Here is a 20,629-nt window from a genome sequence, read left to right on the forward strand (position 1 = left end):
GTCCCAAGGGTTGGGCTGTTCGCCCATTAAAGCGGTACGCGAGCTGGGTTCAGAACGTCGTGAGACAGTTCGGTCCCTATCCGTCGTGGGCGTAGGAAATTTGAGAGGAGCTGTCCTTAGTACGAGAGGACCGGGATGGACGCACCGCTGGTGTACCAGTTGTTCTGCCAAGGGCATAGCTGGGTAGCTATGTGCGGAAGGGATAAGTGCTGAAAGCATCTAAGCATGAAGCCCCCCTCAAGATGAGATTTCCCATAGCGTAAGCTAGTAAGATCCCTGAAAGATGATCAGGTTGATAGGTTCGAGGTGGAAGCATGGTGACATGTGGAGCTGACGAATACTAATAGATCGAGGACTTAACCATATAATATGTAGCAATGTTATCTAGTTTTGAAGGAATATATAATTTTCTTCTTGACATTTCGAAAGAAATGTTTATAATGATAAAAGTCTGGTAATGATGGCAGAGAGGTCACACCCGTTCCCATACCGAACACGGAAGTTAAGCTCTCTAGCGCCGATGGTAGTTGGGACCTTGTCCCTGTGAGAGTAGGACGTTGCCAGGCTTATATTATTCCGCAGTAGCTCAGTGGTAGAGCTATCGGCTGTTAACCGATCGGTCGTAGGTTCGAGTCCTACCTGCGGAGCCATTATGCTTCCATAGCTCAGCTGGTAGAGCACTTCCATGGTAAGGAAGAGGTCACCGGTTCAAGCCCGGTTGGAAGCTTGGGAATAGGTTTAAAACTTTTTTGGCCCGTTGGTCAAGTGGTTAAGACACCGCCCTTTCACGGCGGTAACACGGGTTCGAATCCCGTACGGGTCACCACTTTTGGAGGATTAGCTCAGCTGGGAGAGCACCTGCCTTACAAGCAGGGGGTCGGCGGTTCGATCCCGTCATCCTCCACCATATATATTTTAAATGTCGGAGGGGTAGCGAAGTGGCTAAACGCGGCGGACTGTAAATCCGCTCCTTCGGGTTCGGCAGTTCGAATCTGCCCCCCTCCACCATTTTCTTTAAAATAACCTGAGAGGGTTTATTTTTTTGAAAAGATAACCATACTAGTAAATATTAATGGGCTATAGCCAAGCGGTAAGGCAACGGACTTTGACTCCGTCATGCGCTGGTTCGAATCCAGCTAGCCCAGCCATTTACGAGCCATTAGCTCAGTTGGTAGAGCATCTGACTTTTAATCAGAGGGTCGAAGGTTCGAGTCCTTCATGGCTCACCATTTTCGCGGAAGTAGTTCAGTGGTAGAATACAACCTTGCCAAGGTTGGGGTCGCGGGTTCGAATCCCGTCTTCCGCTTAATTACTAAGGGGCCTTAGCTCAGCTGGGAGAGCGCCTGCCTTGCACGCAGGAGGTCAGCGGTTCGATCCCGCTAGGCTCCATCTAATAGAGAAAGCTTACATCATATGATGTAAGCTTTTTTTGTGTTTGAAAAGACAACTTTCATACTTGTCATTTAAAATGGAGAAAACGTGAAAATAAAGGATGGGGGATAATTATGAAAGTTGTTATTGCATCTGATTCATATAAAGAAAGCTTAAAAGCTATAGAAGTATGTGAAGCTATTGAAAGAGGTTTTGGAGCAATTTTTCCTAAAGCAGAGTACGTAAAAATACCAATTGGAGATGGAGGGGAAGGAACGGTCGATTCCCTTGTTGATGCTACAAGCGGGAGGATTATATCATTTCATGTGACAGGACCGCTTAGAGAGAGCGTACAAGCCTTTTACGGTATGTCTAAAGATAAAAAGACAGCGTTTATTGAAATGGCAGCAGCATCAGGCTTACAACACGTTCCGGCTAAAAAGCGAAACCCACTTATTACGACGACGAAAGGAACAGGAGAACTTATACTACATGCGCTAGACGAAGGAGCTGAGCGTATCATTTTAGGACTTGGAGGAAGTGCTACAAATGATGGAGGAGCGGGTATGTTGTCAGCTTTAGGAGTCAGGTTTATAAATGGAAAAGGAGAAGTAATAGAGCCGTCTGGTGGAACGTTACATTCGATTGTCTCTATTGATTTTTCACAAATGGATTCACGCTTAAAGCATATAAAGATAGAAGCAGCATGTGATGTAGATAATCCGTTAGTTGGAATAAGAGGAGCATCTTTCGTATTTGGGCGACAAAAGGGTGCGGATGAAGAGATGATGAAAGAGCTGGATGAGAACTTAAAGCATTATGCGCATATCCTTAAACAATACCTATTTTGCGACGTATCTAAAATACCTGGTGCAGGAGCTGCAGGAGGTATGGGAGCAGCTGTTATTGCAGTGCTAAAGGGAAGCTTGCGGAGAGGAATTGAAATTGTATTAGATTATACAAATTTTGATAAGCATATAGAAGGTGCAGATTTAATTATAACTGGCGAAGGGAGAATAGATGAACAAACAGCATATGGAAAGGCCCCAGTAGGTGTTGCGGAGCGTGCAAAGCATTTTCATATTCCTGTCATTGCTATTGGGGGATCGGTATCTCCGAATTATTCGGCTGTTCATGAAAAAGGAATTGATGCAGTATTTAGTATTACAACAAGTCCGATGACATTAGAGGAGGCATATAAAGTAGCAGAAGATAATATCGAAATGACAGCAAAGAATATTGCAGCAGTGTGGAAAATAGCATCAGAAAAACACTTCTAAATGGGGGAGTGTTTTTTATTGTTATCTAATAATAATGATAGTAGTTGCTTCATTAAGTTAACTTTATACATGGAATAGTCTTAAAATTTGGATTTCAAAGCGAATATAAGTGAATAGTTTGTATATCCATACAGAAAAATGTCGAGTTGAGTCAGACTATATAAAAGATTTAAAATATTTAGTGAAGGCACAGAAGGGGGATACTATCTATGAAAAAAGAAATCTCAGTTATTGGAGTTCCAATGGATTTAGGACAGATGCGTCGTGGAGTTGATATGGGACCGAGCGCAATCCGTTATGCAGGTGTAATTGAAAGAATTGAAAAAATTGGATATGATGTTAAAGATATGGGAGATATATGTATAGAGAGAGAAAAAGAAGTAGATGTAAATACAAGCTTAAGAAACCTTACACAAGTTGCAACTGTATGTAACGAATTAGCAAGTAAGGTGGATCATATTATAGAAGAAGGACGTTTTCCACTTGTATTAGGTGGAGATCATAGTATCGCTATTGGTACATTAGCTGGTGTTGCGAAACATTATAAAAACCTAGGTGTTATTTGGTATGACGCACATGGCGATTTAAATACAGAAGAAACTTCACCATCTGGAAATATTCATGGTATGTCACTTGCAGCAAGTTTAGGGTATGGACATCCGACGCTTGTAGATTTATACGGGGCATATCCAAAGGTGAAAAAAGAGAATGTTGTAATTATCGGTGCACGTGCATTAGATGAAGGAGAAAAAGACTTTATTCGAAATGAAGGTATTAAAGTATTTTCAATGCACGAGATTGATCGTATGGGTATGACGGCTGTTATGGAAGAAACAATCGCGTATTTATCTCATACTGATGGTGTGCATTTATCATTAGACTTAGATGGTCTTGATCCTCATGATGCACCAGGAGTTGGAACACCTGTAATTGGTGGCTTATCTTATCGTGAAAGTCATTTAGCAATGGAGATGTTAGCGGAAGCTGATATTGTTACATCTGCCGAGTTTGTTGAGGTAAATACGATTTTAGATGAGCGAAATAGAACGGCAACAACAGCGGTTGCTTTAATGGGTTCTTTATTCGGTGAAAAACTAAAATAAATGTAAGAAAAGCAACTGAGAAGTTGCTTTTTTTATTTGAAAATAGGCGTATAATAATGATTTATATTATACTGTACGATAAGAATGTTTGACATCTTACCAATTTAGACTAAAGGGGGGTTGTTTGTAATTGTCGTTTGTTTCATGTATGGTATAATTAACTAGTTGTTGGAAATACATACAGATAGAGCATAAAATAATATTTCAATATATGGATAGAATTGCTCGTAAGTAGGAGGAAGGGTTAGCATGCCTTTTGAAGATACGACCATTTTGAAATATCTTAGTACGGCATTAGATATTGCCGTTGTATGGTTTATTATATATAAGCTAATTCTTATAATCCGAGGGACGAAAGCTGTTCAACTTTTAAAAGGGATTACAGTTATTATTGTCGTTCGGATGATCAGTATTTTCCTTGAATTGCGAACGCTATATTGGCTAACTGAACAAGTATTAACGTGGGGATTTTTAGCCGTTATTATTATTTTTCAGCCAGAATTGCGAAGAGCGCTTGAGCAGCTAGGACGCGGGAGTTTATTTTCGCGTACTGGAACTCATGAGGATGATGAGCCTGAAATGGTTGCAACAGCGATAGCGAAAGCAACGGAATATATGGGAAAACGTAGAATTGGTGCATTAATTACTTTGTCAAAAGAGACCGGTATGGGTGATTATGTAGAAACGGGTATTCCGCTAAATGCAAACGTATCATCGGAATTACTCATTAATATTTTCATTCCAAACACACCTCTTCACGATGGAGCAGTAATTATGCAAGGAAGTACCATTAAAGCAGCAGCTTGCTATCTTCCGTTATCGGAAAGTCCATTTATCTCTAAGGAGTTAGGAACTAGGCATCGCGCTGCAATGGGAGTTAGTGAAGTTACTGATAGTATTACAGTAGTTGTGTCGGAAGAAACAGGCCAAATTTCTTTAACGAAAAATGGTAAGTTGCATCGTGATTTAAAGACAGAACAACTGAAAGATATGTTGTTATCTGAATTTAGTGCGAACGAAAAAACGACTTCTTCGTCTTTATGGAATTGGAGGAGAAAGCGTCATGGATAAGTTAATGGAGAATCATTGGTTTTTAAAGGGGATCTCATTACTATTGGCGTGTATGCTTTTTATGTCAGCGACTTTAACTGAAAAAAATACGACATCGGGGATACTACCTTTTGCAAATGATGCGAAAGAAACATTAACTAATTATGCTATTAACGTTAAGTATGATGAAGAGAAATATATTGTAAGTGGTATTCCGGCAGAGGGCGTTAAGGTGAAGTTAGAGGGTCCAAAAGCAGCAGTTGCTACGGCAAAAGCGAAAAAACAATTTGATATACCAGTTGATTTGAGAGGTAGCGAAAAAGGAACGTATGAAGTTTCTTTGAAAACGAATGGACTTCCAGATGATGTGAAAGGAACAGTTCAGCCATCAACAATTAAAATTACTCTTCATGAAAAAGCGAGAAAATATGTTCATGTAGACTTGAAATTATCAAATGAGGATCAAATGCCAGCTGGTGCTACTCTCGAAAAATCAAACATTAAACCTGATACGGTTGAGGTAGTTGGGACGAAAGAAGAAATTGAAAGTATTTCATCTGCTAAGGCGTATGTTGATTTAAAAGGTGTTAATAAAACTGTTACAAAAACAGCCGAAGTTACATTATACAATAAAGAAGGAAAACGTTTAAATGTAAGAACAAGTCCATCTAAAATTAGTGTAACGTTGAATGTGGCGACGCAAGCTACGGCCAATAATACTGAAAAAACTGTTCCTATAACATATGCGAAAAAGGGGAGTTTACCGGAAGGATTGGCCGTTACAAATATTAGCGTTGAGCCGAGAGAAGTCACGATAGCAGGTTCAAAAGATATATTGGATAATATACAATCGATAGAGGGGGTCGAAGTAGATCTTAGTCAATTGACAGAGTCTACAACATTCGATACCTCTGTTTTATTACCAAAGGGTGTAACAAGTGCGAAGCCAAATCAAGTAAAGGTTTCAGTAGGCGTACAAAAAACAAAACAAACGAAAACAAGAACGATTGATGGTATATCAATTCAAAAAAATGGACTTTCTAAAGACGTTACGGCCCAGTTACTTTCGCCGCAAGATGGGAAGATAAGCGTTGATATTTCAGGAGAAACAAGTATAGTAGATAAAATAACAGCTGCTCAAATAACAGCAGTGATTAATCTACAAAATGTGTCTCCTGGGACGAAGGATGTTGCGATTCAAGTGAGTGGCCCTGGTAATATTTCAATAGAGCCAAAACAAAAAAGTGCTAAAGTTACAATTGTGAAGAAAGAAAATCCCGATAAAGAAGTACAGGGTAACGGTGAGCAACCAAATTCAAATAATAATAAAGATAATCAAACTGAAACACCAAAAAATCCTGAACCTGAACCTAAGCCTGATCCAGAAAAGGAAAAGGAAAAGGAGAAGGAATCGGAACAAAATAAAGATAAAGAAACTAGCCAAGAGCCAACAGTAGATAATCAAAAAGAGCCAGAAAAAGGAGCGAATCATAATGGGTAAATATTTTGGTACAGATGGAGTACGCGGGGTTGCGAATAAGGAGTTAACACCTGAATTAGCGTTCAAAATTGGACGTTTTGGTGGTTATGTATTAACAAAAGATACAGACCGTCCAAAAGTAATTATCGGCCGTGATACACGTATATCAGGACATATGTTAGAAGGAGCTTTAGTAGCAGGTCTATTATCAACTGGAGCAGAAGTAATGCGTCTTGGTGTTATTTCTACACCAGGTGTTGCTTATTTAACGAAAGCGTTAGATGCACAAGCTGGTGTTATGATTTCTGCATCTCATAATCCAGTACAAGATAACGGAATTAAATTCTTCGGTTCAGACGGTTTTAAATTAACAGATGAGCAAGAAGCAGAAATTGAAGCTTTATTAGACAAAGAAGTGGATGAATTACCACGTCCAACAGGTACGAACCTTGGGCAAGTGAGTGATTATTTTGAAGGTGGACAAAAGTATTTACAATACATTAAACAAACTGTAGAGGAAGATTTCTCAGGTTTACATATCGCTTTAGATTGTGCGCATGGTGCTACGTCTTCTTTAGCTCCGTACTTATTTGCTGATTTAGAAGCTGATATTTCAACAATGGGAACTTCACCAAACGGTATGAACATTAACGATGGAGTAGGTTCTACGCATCCAGAAGTATTAGCTGAATTAGTAAAAGAAAAAGGTGCTGATATTGGTCTTGCTTTCGATGGTGATGGTGACCGTTTAATCGCTGTAGATGAAAAAGGAAACATTGTTGATGGCGATCAAATTATGTTTATTTGTGCAAAGTACATGAAAGAAACTGGTCAACTAAAGCATAATACAGTTGTTTCAACAGTTATGAGTAACTTAGGTTTCTACAAAGCACTTGAAGCTAACGGTATTACAAGTGATAAAACAGCAGTTGGTGACCGCTACGTAATGGAAGAAATGAAGCGCGGAGGTTACAACTTAGGTGGAGAACAATCAGGCCATATTATCTTACTTGATTACATTACAACTGGTGATGGAATGTTAAGTGCACTTCAACTTGTAAACATTATGAAAATGACGAAAAAACCATTATCTGAGCTTGCAGGAGAAATGACAAAATTCCCGCAATTACTAGTAAACGTTCGTGTAACAGATAAAAAACTAGCACTAGAAAACGAAAAAATTAAAGAAATTATTCGTGTTGTAGAGGAAGAAATGAATGGTGATGGCCGCATTCTTGTTCGTCCATCTGGAACAGAACCACTTATTCGTGTAATGGCAGAAGCACCAACACAAGAAGTTTGTGATGCATATGTACATCGCATTGTAGAAGTTGTGAAAGCGGAAGTTGGCGCTGAATAATTTAATAAATTTATTGAAAAGGAGCACAATAAGTGCTCCTTTTTCATATGTTTTATAGATGGTGAAAAAATTTTCATTGACGGTTTATCCATGTTTGTTATAAGATGGTCTTGTTCTTTTTCTCAAAGGAAATATTGTAAATTATAGAAGCGCCAGAACTACAAGTAGTGTAGTTGACGAGGTGGGGTTTATCGAGATTTCGGCGGATGGCTCCCGGTTGTTCATCACAACCGCAAGCTTTTACTTAAATCATTAAGGTGACTTAGTGGACAAAGGTGAAAGTGTGATGAGAGAAAAGGAACGGATACAAACTAGCTGTATAAGTATATACGGACTTAAACCCAATCGAGAGGAAGGTGAAAGCCGTTACAAGCTTACAGGGCTAGCAATATGTAATCCGTTTTTTAGTATAAATAAAAATGGTATCGGACTATGTCGTTACATGTTCGCAGAGCAGTGTAAGCATTTGTAACGGCGACTAAACATGTGTGGAATCGTAGGATTTATTGGAGAGCAAGATGCAAAGGAAATTTTATTAAAAGGTTTAGAAAAGCTAGAATATCGTGGATATGATTCAGCAGGTATTGCAGTACAAGCAGAGAACGGTGTTGTTGTATACAAAGAAAAAGGCCGTATTGCAAAACTTCGCGAAATCGTAGATGAGAACGTAGCAACAAGCGTGGGGATCGGTCACACACGCTGGGCTACACATGGTGTTCCGAGCAAAGTAAACGCGCATCCGCATCAAAGTACATCAAAGCGTTTTACACTAGTTCATAACGGTGTAATTGAAAACTATGAGTTAGTGAAGAAGGAATATTTACAAGATGTAACGTTCGTAAGTGAAACGGATACAGAGGTTATCGTACAGCTTATGGAACAACAAGTGAGCACAGGACTAAGTGTAGAAGAAGCGTTCCGTAATACGCTATCTCTTTTACATGGCTCTTATGCAATCGGATTACTTGATGCTGAAAATCCAAACATGATTTATGTTGCTAAAAACAAAAGCCCGCTATTAGTAGGTGTTGGTGACAACTTTAATGTTGTGGCGAGCGACGCTATGGCGATGTTACAAGTTACAGATCAATTTATTGAATTAATGGATAAAGAAATTGTAATTGTAACGAAAGAAAGTATTACAATTAAAAACTTACAAGGTGAAACGATTGAACGTGCACCGTTTACAGCGGAATTAGACGCAAGTGATATTGAAAAAGGAACATACCCTCATTTCATGCTTAAAGAAATCGATGAGCAACCACTTGTTATCCGTAATATAATTCAAAAGTACCAAGATGAAAATGGCGAGATTGAATTAGATCAAGACATCCGCAATGCGATTTTAGATAGCGATCGTATTTACATCATTGCATGTGGAACAAGTTATCATGCAGGTCTTGTTGGAAAACAATTTATCGAGAAGTTTGCAAAAATGCCAGTTGAAGTGCATGTAGCAAGTGAATTCTCTTATAACATGCCATTATTAACAGAAAGACCATTCTTCATTTACATTTCACAAAGTGGTGAAACAGCTGATAGCCGTGCAGTACTTGTACAAACAAATGAAATGGGTCATAAAGCATTAACAATTACAAACGTACCTGGTTCTACACTTTCTCGTGAAGCGGATTATACACTTCCGTTATACGCGGGACCAGAAATCGCCGTTGCATCAACGAAAGCTTACACAGCACAGCTTGCAGTACTTTCAATTTTAGCTGCAGATATTGCTAAAGCAAAAGGTGAAGTTCTTGGTTTTGACTTAACACACGAACTAGGACTTGTAGCAAATGCAATGGTACAACTTTGTGATCAAAAAGAAGAAATGGACGCATTAGCAAAACAATTTTTAGCAACAACTCGTAACTGTTTCTTCATCGGACGTAGCGTAGACTTCTACGTAGGATTAGAAGGAGCGTTAAAGCTAAAAGAAATCTCTTACATCCAAGCAGAAGGATTTGCTGGAGGAGAATTAAAACACGGTACAATCGCCTTAATCGAAAACGGTACACCAGTTATCGCACTTGCTACACAAGAACACGTAAACCTTGGAATTCGTGGTAACGTGAAAGAAGTAGTAGCACGCGGAGCTAACCCATGTATCATCTCAATGAAAGGCTTAGAAATGGAAGGTGACAGCTTCGTATTACCAGCTGTACACGAAGCACTAGCACCGCTAGTAGCAGTTATTCCATTACAACTTATCTCATACTACGCAGCACTTCACCGCGAGTGTGACGTTGATAAGCCACGTAACTTAGCTAAGTCTGTTACGGTTGAGTAGGAGATTAGTAGGTTAGTAAATATAGTGTAGTTTTGAAATAAAGTTAAGACGTTTATAAAAAAGGTGCGATGCTTTATCTCTTTAATCAAAGAATTGTAAATAAGCTATGATCAAACTTTTTTATAAAACATAAACATAAACCTGTTGGATAAGAAACCATTTTGATTAGACTTTTTCAAAATGGTTTCTTTTTATTCATCATAGAATACGGTTTAACACAATATTTTTAATCAAACTTTATTTTAAAGCCACACATTGCTTTTTCTTATGGTGAATTTGTTTCTTAGTTATTTCCTGCATTTTATATCATTCACCAATCATGTAATGTTAAGGGAGATGACAAAAGAAAGGAAGAATGTACAAATGAGTATAGTAAAAAACGGAACATTGCAAGTAATTGGAGCAAGCATCTATTATGAGGTGCGTGGCTCGGGTCCAATTCTTCTTTTGATTCATGGTGGGGGTGGTGATGCCGACAAGTTCCATAATGTCGCCGACCATCTTGCTAAATGGTATACCGTTGTTACTTACGATCGTCGTGGTCATTCCCGTAGCAATCTCGTCAATAAAAATGAGGATTACCATGTGCACACGCATAGCGAAGATGCTCATCGGTTGCTAGCTAATCTGACCAAAGAACCGGCTTATGTATTTGGAAGTAGTTCTGGTGCTGTTATCGGACTTGATTTGTACATACGTCATCCTGAGCAGGTACAGTTACTAATTCCACACGAACCGGTTTTATTACAACTATTATCTGAAAATGAGTTGAAGCAGGCTATAAATTTCATGGAAGACCTTAAAGGGAATCATCAAAGTGAGGTCATGAAGTTATTGTCAAATATTGATGATAGTAATTCCGAACCATCGAAGGATATGCTAACAGAGCGACTACTTGGCAATTCGATGTATTTCACTGAGTATGAAATCCCGGGAATTCTCAGCTATACTTTAAATATCGATGCATTAAAGTCCCTATTAAAACCTGCATCGATACAGGTACGTCCAGCTGGTGGAAGTATTTCAAGAGAAACTTTTCCTTATCATTGCGCATTCAACTTAGCAGAACACCTCGGAACAGAATTGGCAGAGTTTCCAGGACATCATGTGGGTTATAACACAGTGCATCATAAAGAGTTTGCTGAGAGGTTACATGATGTTATTGAGAATTAATCGGGAAACTATCAATGAGCAGTGTATAAACACAATAGCGCGAATAGATATTCATGGAGTTACAAGACAATACGTAATTTAGGGTTTTGTCTATATGTCTAAATTAATTTCAAAGCATCAGCAGAATATGAACAACTAAAAAAGCAGCTACCTCTCCATTTAAAGGTAGCTGCTTCTTTTTACATAGATTCTATAATTATTTGTCTTTCATACCACTTGTTTAGTTTTCCATTTCCTAAATCTTCTTTATCAACAATAATAGTTTTGGGGTGACTTGATTTGTTAGTTTAATAATTATGGGTTTTCCTCTAATAGAACCAACGCGAACAATAAAAGCGCTTGCATAATTAAAAATCCGAGTTATAATACTTGTATACAAGTATACTTGATTAACACGAGGTGGATTTATGACGAAATCAATGGAATTTCTTTATCCTGAAAAATGGCTTTCAAAAGCTTCTACAGGTGATCGTGTTGCGAGCGAATTGAGAATGCGCATTATTGCAGGTGCAATTGAAAGCGGTACCATCCTGTCAGAAAATAAAATAGCTGCCGATTTTTCTGTAAGTCGGTCACCCGTTCGTGAAGCATTAAAATTACTAGCTTCTGAAAATATTATTCGCTTAGAAAGAATGGGCGCAGTTGTCATTGGTTTAACCGAGAAAGAAATTGAAGAAATATATGATGTTCGTTTACTTATAGAAACGTTTATCTTTGAGCGACTTGGAAAGATGGACACAAATGATTTAGTAAGAGAACTAAATAAAATAATGGAAATGATGAAAATCGCCATTAAGTATCATGATTCTGATGAATTTTCTTATCAAGATCTCTTATTCCATGAAACGATTATTCGAACCATTGAGCATTCCTACATCCTGATGATTTGGAATAATTTAAAGCCTGTTATGGAAAGCTTAATCCTTTTATCAATGCGTACTCGTTTCAAGGAAAAGTACGAAGATTTTGAACGGATTATTAAAAATCATGAGCTTTATATAAAAGCAATCGAATCAAAAGATCGAGCCCTCATGATTGAGGCCTTACATCAAAACTTTGATGATGTTCAAGGGAAAGTCGAAGACCTCTGGATGTCACAACAAATGTTATCTAAAGGAGTTGAGCAAGGACATGAGTAGCTATATGTTAGGTATAGATATCGGTACAACAAGTACGAAAGCAGTTTTATTTACTGAAAAAGGCGAAGTCATTCAAACCGAGAATATTGGTTATCCACTTCGCACACCGGATATATCCACAGCGGAACAAGATCCAGAAGAGATTTTCCAAGCTGTTTTACAAGCGATATCAAATATAACGAAACAGCATTCAGATAAAAAACCATCGTTTATTTCATTTAGCAGTGCTATGCATAGTGTCATTGCCATGGATGAAAATGATCAGCCGCTGACACCTTGTATCACTTGGGCAGATAATCGTAGTGAGGCATGGGCACATAAAATCAAAGATGAACTGAATGGCCATGAAGTTTATAGACGAACAGGAACACCTATTCACCCAATGTCACCATTAAGTAAAATTACATGGATCGTGAATGATCATCCGGAAATTGCGATTAGAACAAAGAAATATATTGGAATCAAAGAATATATCTTCAAACAATTCTTTGATCAATATGTTGTTGATCATTCCATCGCCTCTTGCATGGGGATGATGAACTTAAAAAAACTAGGTTGGGATGAGGAAGCTTTAAAAATTGCTGGTATAACATCAAGTCAATTATCTGAACTCGTACCGACCACCCAAACATTTAGCAACTGCAATCCAGATTTAGCCCAAAAGATTGGTATCGATTCCCAAACACCGTTTGTCATTGGTGCTAGTGACGGGGTGCTTTCTAATCTAGGTGTGAATGCAATTCGAAAAGGTGAGATTGCTGTCACAATTGGAACAAGTGGTGCTATTCGGACCATCATTGATAAACCACAAACAGATAAAAAAGGAAGAATATTTTGTTATGCCTTAACGGAAAAGCATTGGGTAATTGGTGGACCGGTAAACAATGGAGGAATGGTCCTTCGTTGGATTCGTGATGAACTTGCTTCATCAGAAGTAGAAACTGCGAAAAGACTAGGAATTGATCCATACGATGTATTAACTAAAATAGCTGAACGCGTGAGACCTGGTGCAGACGGATTATTATTCCATCCATACCTCGCAGGGGAACGTGCACCATTATGGAATCCAGATGTACGTGGTTCCTTCTTCGGTTTAACGATGTCACATAAGAAGGAACATATGATTCGTGCAGCTTTAGAAGGCGTTATATATAATTTATACACTGTATTTTTAGCATTAACAGAATGCATGGATGGTCCTGTAACTCGTATTCAAGCAACAGGCGGCTTCGCAAGGTCTGACGTTTGGCGACAGATGATGTCCGATATTTTCGCATCTGAAGTCGTTGTTCCAAAGAGCTACGAAAGCTCTTGTCTAGGTGCATGTATATTAGGTCTCTATGCCACAGGAAAAATTGATTCTTTTGAAATCGTTTCCGAAATGGTTGGCAGTACCTACAAACATACACCGAAAGAAGAAGCAACAAAAGAATACAGACAATTACTGCCTATATTTATTAACCTATCAAGGGCGCTAGAAGACGATTATACACGAATTGCAAATTATCAAAGAAATTTAATAAAGTAAAACTTTCATCAGTAATCTCCCATGCCTCGCTTCTATCTAAATCTCGAGGTGGTGGGGGCCTTACTGCCCACGAATAGCGGGATCAATACAAATACAGCTAAGATTAGGGGGGAACTACGATGCCATTAGTCATTGTAGCAATTGGGATTTTAGCATTACTTTTACTGATTATGCGCTTTAAATTAAATACCTTTATTTCATTAATCATTGTATCCGTCGGGGTTGCGTTAGCACTTGGAATGCCACCAGAAAAGATTTTTAAAACCATTGAGGCGGGATTAGGCGGAACACTTGGGCACTTAGCACTCGTTTTTGGACTTGGTGCGATGTTAGGTAAGTTGCTTTCAGATTCTGGGGGTGCACAACGCATTGCCATGACCCTTGTGAAAAAATTTGGTGAAAAGAACATTCAATGGGCTGTTGTGACTGCCTCATTTATTATCGGGATTGCATTATTTTTTGAAGTAGGATTAGTATTATTAATCCCGATTGTATTTGCAATTTCAAGAGAATTAAAAGTTTCTATCTTATATCTCGGTATTTCGATGGCAGCTGCTTTATCTGTAACACACGGATTTTTACCACCACACCCAGGACCAACTGCTATCGCTGGTGAATTGCATGCAAACATCGGTGAAGTATTACTTTACGGTTTTATGATAGCGGTTCCAACGGTTGTGTTAGCTGGACCTGTATTTACTAAACTTGCAAAAAAACTAGTACCTGAGGCGTTCACAAAAACCGGTAATATCCAATCATTAGGTGAGCAGAAAGTATTTAAACTTGAAGAAACCCCTGGTTTTGGAATCAGTGTTTTTACCGCTTTACTGCCTGTTCTTTTAATGGCAGTCGCTACAATTATTACTTTGCTGCAAAAAACAATGGGATTCAAAGATAATAGTTTACTAGCAACGATCGAGTTTATTGGGAATGCGGATACTGCCATGTTGATATCCTTACTAGTTGCGATCTATACAATGGGATTGGCAAGAAATATTCCAATCAAAAACGTGATGGAATCTTGTACAACAGCGATCTCGAATATTGGGATGATGCTCTTAATTATTGGTGGAGGCGGCGCTTTCAAACAAGTATTAATTGATGGCGGCGTTGGTAACTATGTAGCCGAATTATTCAAAGGAACTTCCTTATCACCGATCTTGCTCGCATGGATTATCGCTGCCATCTTACGTATTTCATTGGGGTCTGCTACGGTTGCTGCATTAACAACTGTCGGTTTAGTGATTCCGATGTTAGGTCAATCTGATGTTAACCTTGCTTTAGTTGTCCTTGCAACAGGGGCTGGTAGTTTAATTGCTTCACACGTGAACGATGCTGGTTTCTGGATGTTCAAAGAGTACTTTGGTTTAAGCATGAAAGAAACATTTGCAACATGGACTTTACTTGAGACTATCGTTTCTGTAGCCGGATTAGGGTTTACTTTATTATTAAGTTTATTTGTATAGATCTTTCTAAACAGTAAAAGGGATACGGAAGCTGTTTAATGTGATTTTTCATAATTAACCAGTTATTTTTCATGATTGATTAATAAGGATGAAAATTTCTCTTTATTTTTTAACTTGATAGTGATGTGCCGTGTCCCTTTAACCTTTTGCACGAATACTGGCAGAGCCTATTGAAATGAAAAAGTTGGATTATTTGATTAAAGTGTTATTTTAGGTATATATACTATAATACAGAGTAACATACATGGAAAGGAACGATAGAATATGGAAAAGTTACAAATTGGAGTTGTTGGTGTGGGCGTTATGGGAAAAAGCCTCGCACTTAACTTTGAGAGCAAAGGGTATTCTGTTGCCCTATATGATATTTCAAAGGAAAAAGTTGATGAAACCATTGAGGAAAACCGTGGTAAAAACTTAGTTGGTACTCATATAGTTGAAGAGTTTGTTAACTCACTTGAATCACCTAGAAAGATTTTATTAATGGTTAATGCGGGGGAAATTACAGATAAAGCGATTGATTCTCTAGTCCCTCACCTCGATAAAGGTGATATTTTAATTGACGGTGGTAATACATACTTTGTCGATACAATTCGCCGAAACAAACGTCTTGCCGAAGAAGGAATCAATTTCATCGGGGCAGGTGTGTCAGGCGGCGAAGAGGGTGCATTGAAGGGACCATCTATTATGCCAGGCGGACAGAAGGATGCATACGAAAAAGTAAAGGATATGCTTGAAAACATCTCTGCAAAAGTGAATAACGAGCCTTGCTGTTCTTATATCGGACCTAATGGGGCAGGACACTATGTAAAGATGGTTCACAATGGTATTGAGTATGGAGATATGCAATTAATTTGTGAAGCATATTTCTTCTTGAAACAAACACTAGATTTGACTGCAGAAGAGTTCCATGAAATATTTGCTGAATGGAATAAAGGTGAACTGAACAGCTATCTAATTGAGATTACAGCCGATATTTTCAAGAAGAAAGATGAAGAAACTGGTAAGCCATTAGTGGATGTTATTCTTGATACTGCAGGACAAAAGGGTACAGGGAAATGGACAAGTCAAAGCGCGCTTGATTTAGGTATCTCTCTGCCTATTATCACGGAATCTGTATTTGCACGTTGCATTTCTGCTTTAAAAGAAGAGCGTGTGAACGCAAGCAAAGTTTTATCTGGCCCTAAAGATAAAACGGCAATTGGAGTTGAAAAAGCCGAATTAATTGAAGCGGTGCGCCAAGCTTTATATATGAGTAAAATTTGTTCTTATGCACAAGGATTCACGCAATTGAAGGCAGCTTCTGAGGAATATGATTGGAACCTTGATTTTGGCAGCATTTCTATGCTTTGGAGAGGCGGATGTATTATCCGTGCTGCCTTTTTACAGAACATTAAAGAGGCTTATGAGACTAACACTGACCTACCGAACCTTTTACTTGATCCATACTTTAAAGAAATTGTAGAGTCATATCAAGGTGGATTACGCCAAATTATCTCAATGGCGGTACAACAGGGCATTCCGATACCTGCATTTTCAGCAGCAATTTCTTATTATGACAGCTATCGTACTGCCAAATTACCTGCAAACTTGTTGCAAGCGCAGCGCGATTATTTTGGAGCGCATACGTATAAACGAGTAGATAAAGAAGGTACATTCCATACAAAATGGATATAAAATAAAAAATGGACTAAGATTAAATTCTTAGTCCATTTTTTATTCCACAATTCGTAGGCTATAAGACTCCCACTGATGGAAGTTCACTTTAAACGAATGTATGAATCAAAATGCGTTTATTTTTCCCATTTAGATGAAAACCACATAATCTTTAATTTGAGTGGATAGAACTCTATAGATTAAAGTTTTACTTTATCAGATGCACTTTTATTTATCTGAATCTTCCGTTACTATTTTAAGTATCCGTGAACAATTTACTTTATTATGACAAAAAGAGACGAGAGATTTATGGACATTACAAGGGGGCATATTGATGAAAGTGAGTGAAAAAACATATTTAAGTATAGAAGAGATTATTTCATTACCGGCCGTATCAAGTACAAACATAAGTGATGATGGCAAAAACGTAGCATTTGTTAAGAGGACAGCTAACTGGAAAGACAATACATATAGAAATCATGTATGGATATATGAAAAAGGTAAAGGGAAAAATTATCCATTAACAAATGGGGATATAGATAGTACATGCCCGTTATGGTCTCCAAATTCTAGGGATATTGCATACCTTAGCCCTGGTGGTAATGGGAAAAATCAAATCTTCGTTAAGTCATTAGATGGTTATAGTGGGGTGCAAATTACTGATGAGGAAGAAGGGATTAGTACATTCAAATGGGATCATACTGGTAAAGGTTTTTATTATATTGCACAGGCAAAAGAATGTGAGGAAATAAAGAAACGTAAGGAACGATATGGAGATTTCCACCATGTAGGTAAGGAACATCAAAATAATTGTTTATGCTACGTTGAAATAGAAAAAGTGATACAAAATGATAAAGAGGAACGAGAGATTAACGGTGTTTATCAATTAACTGATGGTAAGGATTTTTATATCCATGACTTTGATATTTCAAATGATGGGAAAAAAGTTGTATGTATGGCTACACCAAGCCTAAACGATTATATGAATGGTGATATATATATATTAGATGTTGAAGCTGAGGAACTACAAAAGATGAATGTAGATAGGTTGTTGGGCGGGAGCGTTTGCTTTTCTCCTGAGGGCAACAAAATATGTTACTCAGCAAGCATAAGAGAGAAGGAGTATTATAGAAACCATATACAAGAGAGTACATTAGAGATATATGATATGAATACTGGAGAGGTACTTCAGCCCTTAACAAACTTTGATAGTACGGTTATGCCATTACAGTGGATAGCTAAAGGGATTTTAATTAGATGGCAGGATAAAACGAATTATCGTATTGGGTTACTAGCTGAAGATGGCACTATGGAAGTATTAAGTGACAACGTAGATGGTTTTATAATGGATGCTTCTATAACAAAGGATGGCAATCATATAACCTATAGTAAAGCTATAACAAATGAGACCTTTGAAATCTATTTGGACGATAAAAAAATAACGAATGAAAATAGCTTTTTCGAAGGGAAGCTTAAAAGCAACAGGGAAATCATCTCATGGCAAAGTAGTGATGGTCTTAAAATAGAGGGTGTTTTATCAAGACCAGTAGAGTTTGACTCAAATAAAAAATATCCTTTATTAGTAGTAATTCACGGAGGTCCGGCTTGGGCATCTTTTCCGATATTTTCAGACTGCTTCAATGAGAAATATCCGATTGAACAGTTTGTTGAAAAAGGCTTTATCGTTTTAGAGCCAAACTATAGAGGAAGTTCTGGTTATGGCAATGAATTTTTAAAAGCGAACTACAGAAAACAAGGACTTGCTGATTACGATGATGTTATATCTGGAGTGGATGAACTAGTTGAAAAAGGGATTGTAGATAAAGATAGAGTAGGAGTTATGGGATGGAGTAACGGAGGATATATATCAGCGTTCTGTTCTACATTTAGTAATAGATTTAAAGCGATTTCAGTTGGGGGCGGAATTACGAACTGGAGTACTCATTACGTAAATACAGATATCCCTTATTTTATTAGAATGCATTTAGGAAATACTCCATGGAATGATCCGGATATATATAAGAAAACATCACCAATGACATATATTAAATCAGCCTGTACGCCTACCTTAATCCAACATGGCGAAAAGGATGCAAGAATTCCAGTTACAAATGCATATGAGTTATATGAAGGATTAAGAGATATGGAAGTTGATACAGAACTAATTATATTTAAAGAAATGGCATATAGTTCTGACCAACCAGGAGTTCATGTGGCTATTATGAAGCAGAATTTGATGTGGTTTTCACACTATATACTTGGGGAAAGTATGAAAGATTTTAGAACTATATAATAGATATCCGCGCAGGGATTTTCCGTTGGGTAATCGGGTCAGATTGTTGAAAAAGAGATTCAACAAATTATATAATTTGTTGTAAACTAAACTATTACTGAAGAGATTTAAGTGAGTATAAAGAAACGTAATTCGGAGGACGAATATGACAGCGAATAAAAATGAGTTATCTGTAGAACAACGTGAAGAACTAATAAAAGTATTACAAGCTCGTTTTGAGAAAAACATGAACCGCCATGAAGGTCTTGAATGGGCTAAAGTTGAAGCGAAGATAGAAGCTAATGCTGAAAAATTATGGTCACTTAATGAAATGGAAGTAACAGGCGGTGAGCCGGATGTTGTTGGATATGACAAAGAGAAGGACGAGTATACTTTCTATGATTGTTCAAAGGAGAGTCCTAAAGGTCGTAGAAGCCTTTGTTATGATCTTGAAGCGTTAGAATCAAGAAAGAAGCATAAACCAGAAAATAACGCTATTGATGTGGCAGCCGCTATGGGTATTGAACTATTAACTGAAGAACAATATCGAGAGTTACAACAACTTGGAGATTTTGATATGAAATCATCAAGCTGGGTACAAACACCTTCAGATATTAGAGAACTCGGTGGTGCGCTATTTTGCGATTATCGCTTCGGACATGTTTTCGTGTACCACAATGGAGCAGACTCTTATTATGCTGCCAGAGGTTTTCGTGGCTCGTTAAGAGTTTAAATTTGGAGTAAATAAAAAAGAGCCTATACGCAGGCTCTTTTTCTTATTTATATTTTAAGAGTAAACCGTTACTACGCAGTTTTGCTTAATTTATATGTTCCATGGCTGTTTTTACGGAAAAGTTTTGGGAAAACATAGCCATCTAATCCAATACGTCCGGCGTTCTGTCCTGCAACTAAAATGAACATAGTTAAAATAAGCAGGTTTGGATTTACACTAACAGTTCCGCTTAATAAAAATGAAAGATTCATTATGATTCCGAAAAATGCAGCTGTTTTTGTTAATCCGCCTAAAATCAAACCTAGACCTACTAAAATTTCTCCCCATTGAACTAAAAAGCTAAATAGGTCTGCATTTGGAAGAACAAAGTGTTGAAGGAAATCTGCCCACCAACTTTGTACGGCAGGGTGGTCACCTAATGCTTGAGCAATAGCGCCCTTTAGAAAACCACTTGCGTCAAAAGATTGTCCAAAGACTTTGCCGATTCCAGCAGCGAGCCATGTATATCCTATGTAAAGTCGTAAAAATAATAATATGAAAGCAGCACGTTTATCAGTTCTTAAAAAATTGATAACCATTGAAATCCCTCCAATATTGTATTTACAAGTTTATTATATATCCATTGTGAAAAAATTCACAATGGATATAATGTGAACAAATATATGATTTTTTATTTATAAAAATGCACCTAAAATATTATGAAGTTTATTTTTGAAAATTAAGCAATAAATGAG

Annotated in this window: 15 protein-coding genes, 9 tRNA genes and 2 rRNA genes (1 of these 26 running past the window's edge); 25 read left to right on the top strand and 1 reads right to left on the bottom strand. The window is 37.8% G+C overall.

The window, feature by feature from the left end; all coding sequences use genetic code 11:
• From EGX95_RS27195 to EGX95_RS27315, 25 genes are all read left to right on the top strand, one after another.
• Positions 1-364 (top strand): 23S ribosomal RNA (locus EGX95_RS27195) (it extends 2,559 nt beyond the left edge of the window).
• Positions 365-450: 86 nt separating this feature from the next.
• A 5S ribosomal RNA gene (gene rrf, locus EGX95_RS27200) occupies positions 451-566 on the top strand.
• A 9-nt stretch (positions 567-575) separates the two neighbouring features.
• A tRNA-Asn gene (locus EGX95_RS27205) sits at positions 576-650 on the top strand.
• Positions 651-654: 4 nt separating this feature from the next.
• Positions 655-727 (top strand) — tRNA-Thr (locus tag EGX95_RS27210).
• A 24-nt stretch (positions 728-751) separates the two neighbouring features.
• Positions 752-826: transfer RNA gene (locus tag EGX95_RS27215), tRNA-Glu, on the top strand.
• 5 nt (positions 827-831) lie between these two features.
• A tRNA-Val gene (locus tag EGX95_RS27220) sits at positions 832-907 on the top strand.
• 17 nt (positions 908-924) lie between these two features.
• A tRNA-Tyr gene (locus EGX95_RS27225) sits at positions 925-1,008 on the top strand.
• Positions 1,009-1,073: 65 nt separating this feature from the next.
• Positions 1,074-1,148: transfer RNA gene (locus tag EGX95_RS27230), tRNA-Gln, on the top strand.
• Positions 1,149-1,153: 5 nt separating this feature from the next.
• Positions 1,154-1,229 (top strand) — tRNA-Lys (locus tag EGX95_RS27235).
• 5 nt (positions 1,230-1,234) lie between these two features.
• A tRNA-Gly gene (locus tag EGX95_RS27240) sits at positions 1,235-1,306 on the top strand.
• A gap of 10 nt (positions 1,307-1,316) precedes the next feature.
• Positions 1,317-1,389, top strand: a tRNA-Ala gene (locus tag EGX95_RS27245).
• Between the two features lie 116 nt (positions 1,390-1,505).
• A complete protein-coding gene (locus EGX95_RS27250) occupies positions 1,506-2,651 on the top strand; it encodes a glycerate kinase (protein WP_000869573.1) in 1,146 nt (381 codons plus the stop codon).
• A gap of 209 nt (positions 2,652-2,860) precedes the next feature.
• A complete protein-coding gene (gene rocF, locus EGX95_RS27255) occupies positions 2,861-3,754 on the top strand; it encodes an arginase (RefSeq protein ID WP_063246623.1) in 894 nt (297 codons plus the stop codon).
• Between the two features lie 249 nt (positions 3,755-4,003).
• On the top strand, positions 4,004-4,825 hold the full coding sequence (cdaA, locus tag EGX95_RS27260; RefSeq protein ID WP_001115701.1) for a diadenylate cyclase CdaA: 822 nt from the start codon (positions 4,004-4,006) through the stop codon (positions 4,823-4,825).
• On the top strand, positions 4,818-6,305 hold the full coding sequence (locus EGX95_RS27265; protein ID WP_000359580.1) for a CdaR family protein: 1,488 nt from the start codon (positions 4,818-4,820) through the stop codon (positions 6,303-6,305). Before cdaA ends, EGX95_RS27265 begins: the two co-directional genes overlap by 8 nt.
• Positions 6,298-7,644, top strand: a complete 1,347-nt coding sequence (gene glmM / locus EGX95_RS27270; protein ID WP_000521474.1) for a phosphoglucosamine mutase — start codon at positions 6,298-6,300, stop codon at positions 7,642-7,644. The genes EGX95_RS27265 and glmM overlap by 8 nt, the downstream gene beginning before the upstream one ends.
• A gap of 286 nt (positions 7,645-7,930) precedes the next feature.
• Positions 7,931-8,116 carry a hypothetical protein gene (locus EGX95_RS27275; protein ID WP_001208183.1) on the top strand — a complete coding sequence of 62 codons (186 nt, stop codon included), beginning with the start codon at positions 7,931-7,933 and terminating at the stop codon, positions 8,114-8,116.
• Positions 8,117-8,128: 12 nt separating this feature from the next.
• The gene (glmS, locus tag EGX95_RS27280) at positions 8,129-9,931 is read left to right on the top strand and encodes a glutamine--fructose-6-phosphate transaminase (isomerizing) (protein ID WP_000334168.1); all 1,803 of its coding nucleotides are present in this window, start codon (positions 8,129-8,131) and stop codon (positions 9,929-9,931) included.
• A 363-nt stretch (positions 9,932-10,294) separates the two neighbouring features.
• Entirely contained in the window at positions 10,295-11,104 is an 810-nt protein-coding gene (locus EGX95_RS27285; protein WP_000029419.1) for an alpha/beta fold hydrolase, read from the top strand.
• Between the two features lie 407 nt (positions 11,105-11,511).
• On the top strand, positions 11,512-12,243 hold the full coding sequence (gene gntR / locus EGX95_RS27290; RefSeq protein WP_000167470.1) for a gluconate operon transcriptional repressor GntR: 732 nt from the start codon (positions 11,512-11,514) through the stop codon (positions 12,241-12,243).
• Complete coding sequence (gene gntK, locus EGX95_RS27295; protein WP_000100541.1) at positions 12,236-13,771, top strand: gluconokinase; 1,536 nt, start codon at positions 12,236-12,238, stop codon at positions 13,769-13,771. Before gntR ends, gntK begins: the two co-directional genes overlap by 8 nt.
• A 119-nt stretch (positions 13,772-13,890) precedes the next feature.
• Positions 13,891-15,237 (top strand): gluconate permease GntP, encoded by a 1,347-nt coding sequence (gntP, locus tag EGX95_RS27300; RefSeq protein ID WP_001131723.1) that lies wholly within the window; start codon positions 13,891-13,893, stop codon positions 15,235-15,237.
• A gap of 264 nt (positions 15,238-15,501) precedes the next feature.
• Positions 15,502-16,911 carry an NADP-dependent phosphogluconate dehydrogenase gene (gene gndA, locus EGX95_RS27305; RefSeq protein ID WP_000413557.1) on the top strand — a complete coding sequence of 470 codons (1,410 nt, stop codon included), beginning with the start codon at positions 15,502-15,504 and terminating at the stop codon, positions 16,909-16,911.
• A 313-nt stretch (positions 16,912-17,224) separates the two neighbouring features.
• Positions 17,225-19,183 carry a S9 family peptidase gene (locus tag EGX95_RS27310; protein WP_000868450.1) on the top strand — a complete coding sequence of 653 codons (1,959 nt, stop codon included), beginning with the start codon at positions 17,225-17,227 and terminating at the stop codon, positions 19,181-19,183.
• 145 nt (positions 19,184-19,328) lie between these two features.
• The gene (locus EGX95_RS27315) at positions 19,329-19,895 is read left to right on the top strand and encodes a DUF4256 domain-containing protein (RefSeq protein ID WP_000126341.1); all 567 of its coding nucleotides are present in this window, start codon (positions 19,329-19,331) and stop codon (positions 19,893-19,895) included.
• Between the two features lie 71 nt (positions 19,896-19,966).
• Here the strand turns inward: EGX95_RS27315 and EGX95_RS27320 are convergent, their stop codons facing one another.
• Entirely contained in the window at positions 19,967-20,473 is a 507-nt protein-coding gene (locus EGX95_RS27320) for a DoxX family membrane protein (protein ID WP_000236339.1), read from the bottom strand.
• Between the last annotated feature and the right edge of the window lie 156 nt (positions 20,474-20,629).

Origin of the sequence: Bacillus sp. FDAARGOS_527 (assembly GCF_003812125.1) — a bacterium.
In the GTDB taxonomy this organism is placed as follows: Bacteria; Bacillota; Bacilli; order Bacillales; family Bacillaceae_G; genus Bacillus_A; species Bacillus_A paranthracis.

Bases quoted from the DNA above. Each gene is read 5' to 3' on its own strand.
- EGX95_RS27250 (WP_000869573.1), top strand. From the start codon at position 1,506: ATGAAAGTTGTTATTGCATCTGATTCATATAAAGAAAGCTTAAAAGCT.
- rocF (WP_063246623.1), top strand. From the start codon at position 2,861: ATGAAAAAAGAAATCTCAGTTATTGGAGTTCCAATGGATTTAGGACAG.
- cdaA (WP_001115701.1), top strand. From the start codon at position 4,004: ATGCCTTTTGAAGATACGACCATTTTGAAATATCTTAGTACGGCATTA.
- EGX95_RS27265 (WP_000359580.1), top strand. From the start codon at position 4,818: ATGGATAAGTTAATGGAGAATCATTGGTTTTTAAAGGGGATCTCATTA.
- glmM (WP_000521474.1), top strand. From the start codon at position 6,298: ATGGGTAAATATTTTGGTACAGATGGAGTACGCGGGGTTGCGAATAAG.
- EGX95_RS27275 (WP_001208183.1), top strand. From the start codon at position 7,931: ATGAGAGAAAAGGAACGGATACAAACTAGCTGTATAAGTATATACGGA.
- glmS (WP_000334168.1), top strand. From the start codon at position 8,129: ATGTGTGGAATCGTAGGATTTATTGGAGAGCAAGATGCAAAGGAAATT.
- EGX95_RS27285 (WP_000029419.1), top strand. From the start codon at position 10,295: ATGAGTATAGTAAAAAACGGAACATTGCAAGTAATTGGAGCAAGCATC.
- gntR (WP_000167470.1), top strand. From the start codon at position 11,512: ATGACGAAATCAATGGAATTTCTTTATCCTGAAAAATGGCTTTCAAAA.
- gntK (WP_000100541.1), top strand. From the start codon at position 12,236: ATGAGTAGCTATATGTTAGGTATAGATATCGGTACAACAAGTACGAAA.
- gntP (WP_001131723.1), top strand. From the start codon at position 13,891: ATGCCATTAGTCATTGTAGCAATTGGGATTTTAGCATTACTTTTACTG.
- gndA (WP_000413557.1), top strand. From the start codon at position 15,502: ATGGAAAAGTTACAAATTGGAGTTGTTGGTGTGGGCGTTATGGGAAAA.
- EGX95_RS27310 (WP_000868450.1), top strand. From the start codon at position 17,225: ATGAAAGTGAGTGAAAAAACATATTTAAGTATAGAAGAGATTATTTCA.
- EGX95_RS27315 (WP_000126341.1), top strand. From the start codon at position 19,329: ATGACAGCGAATAAAAATGAGTTATCTGTAGAACAACGTGAAGAACTA.
- EGX95_RS27320 (WP_000236339.1), bottom strand. From the start codon at position 20,473: ATGGTTATCAATTTTTTAAGAACTGATAAACGTGCTGCTTTCATATTA.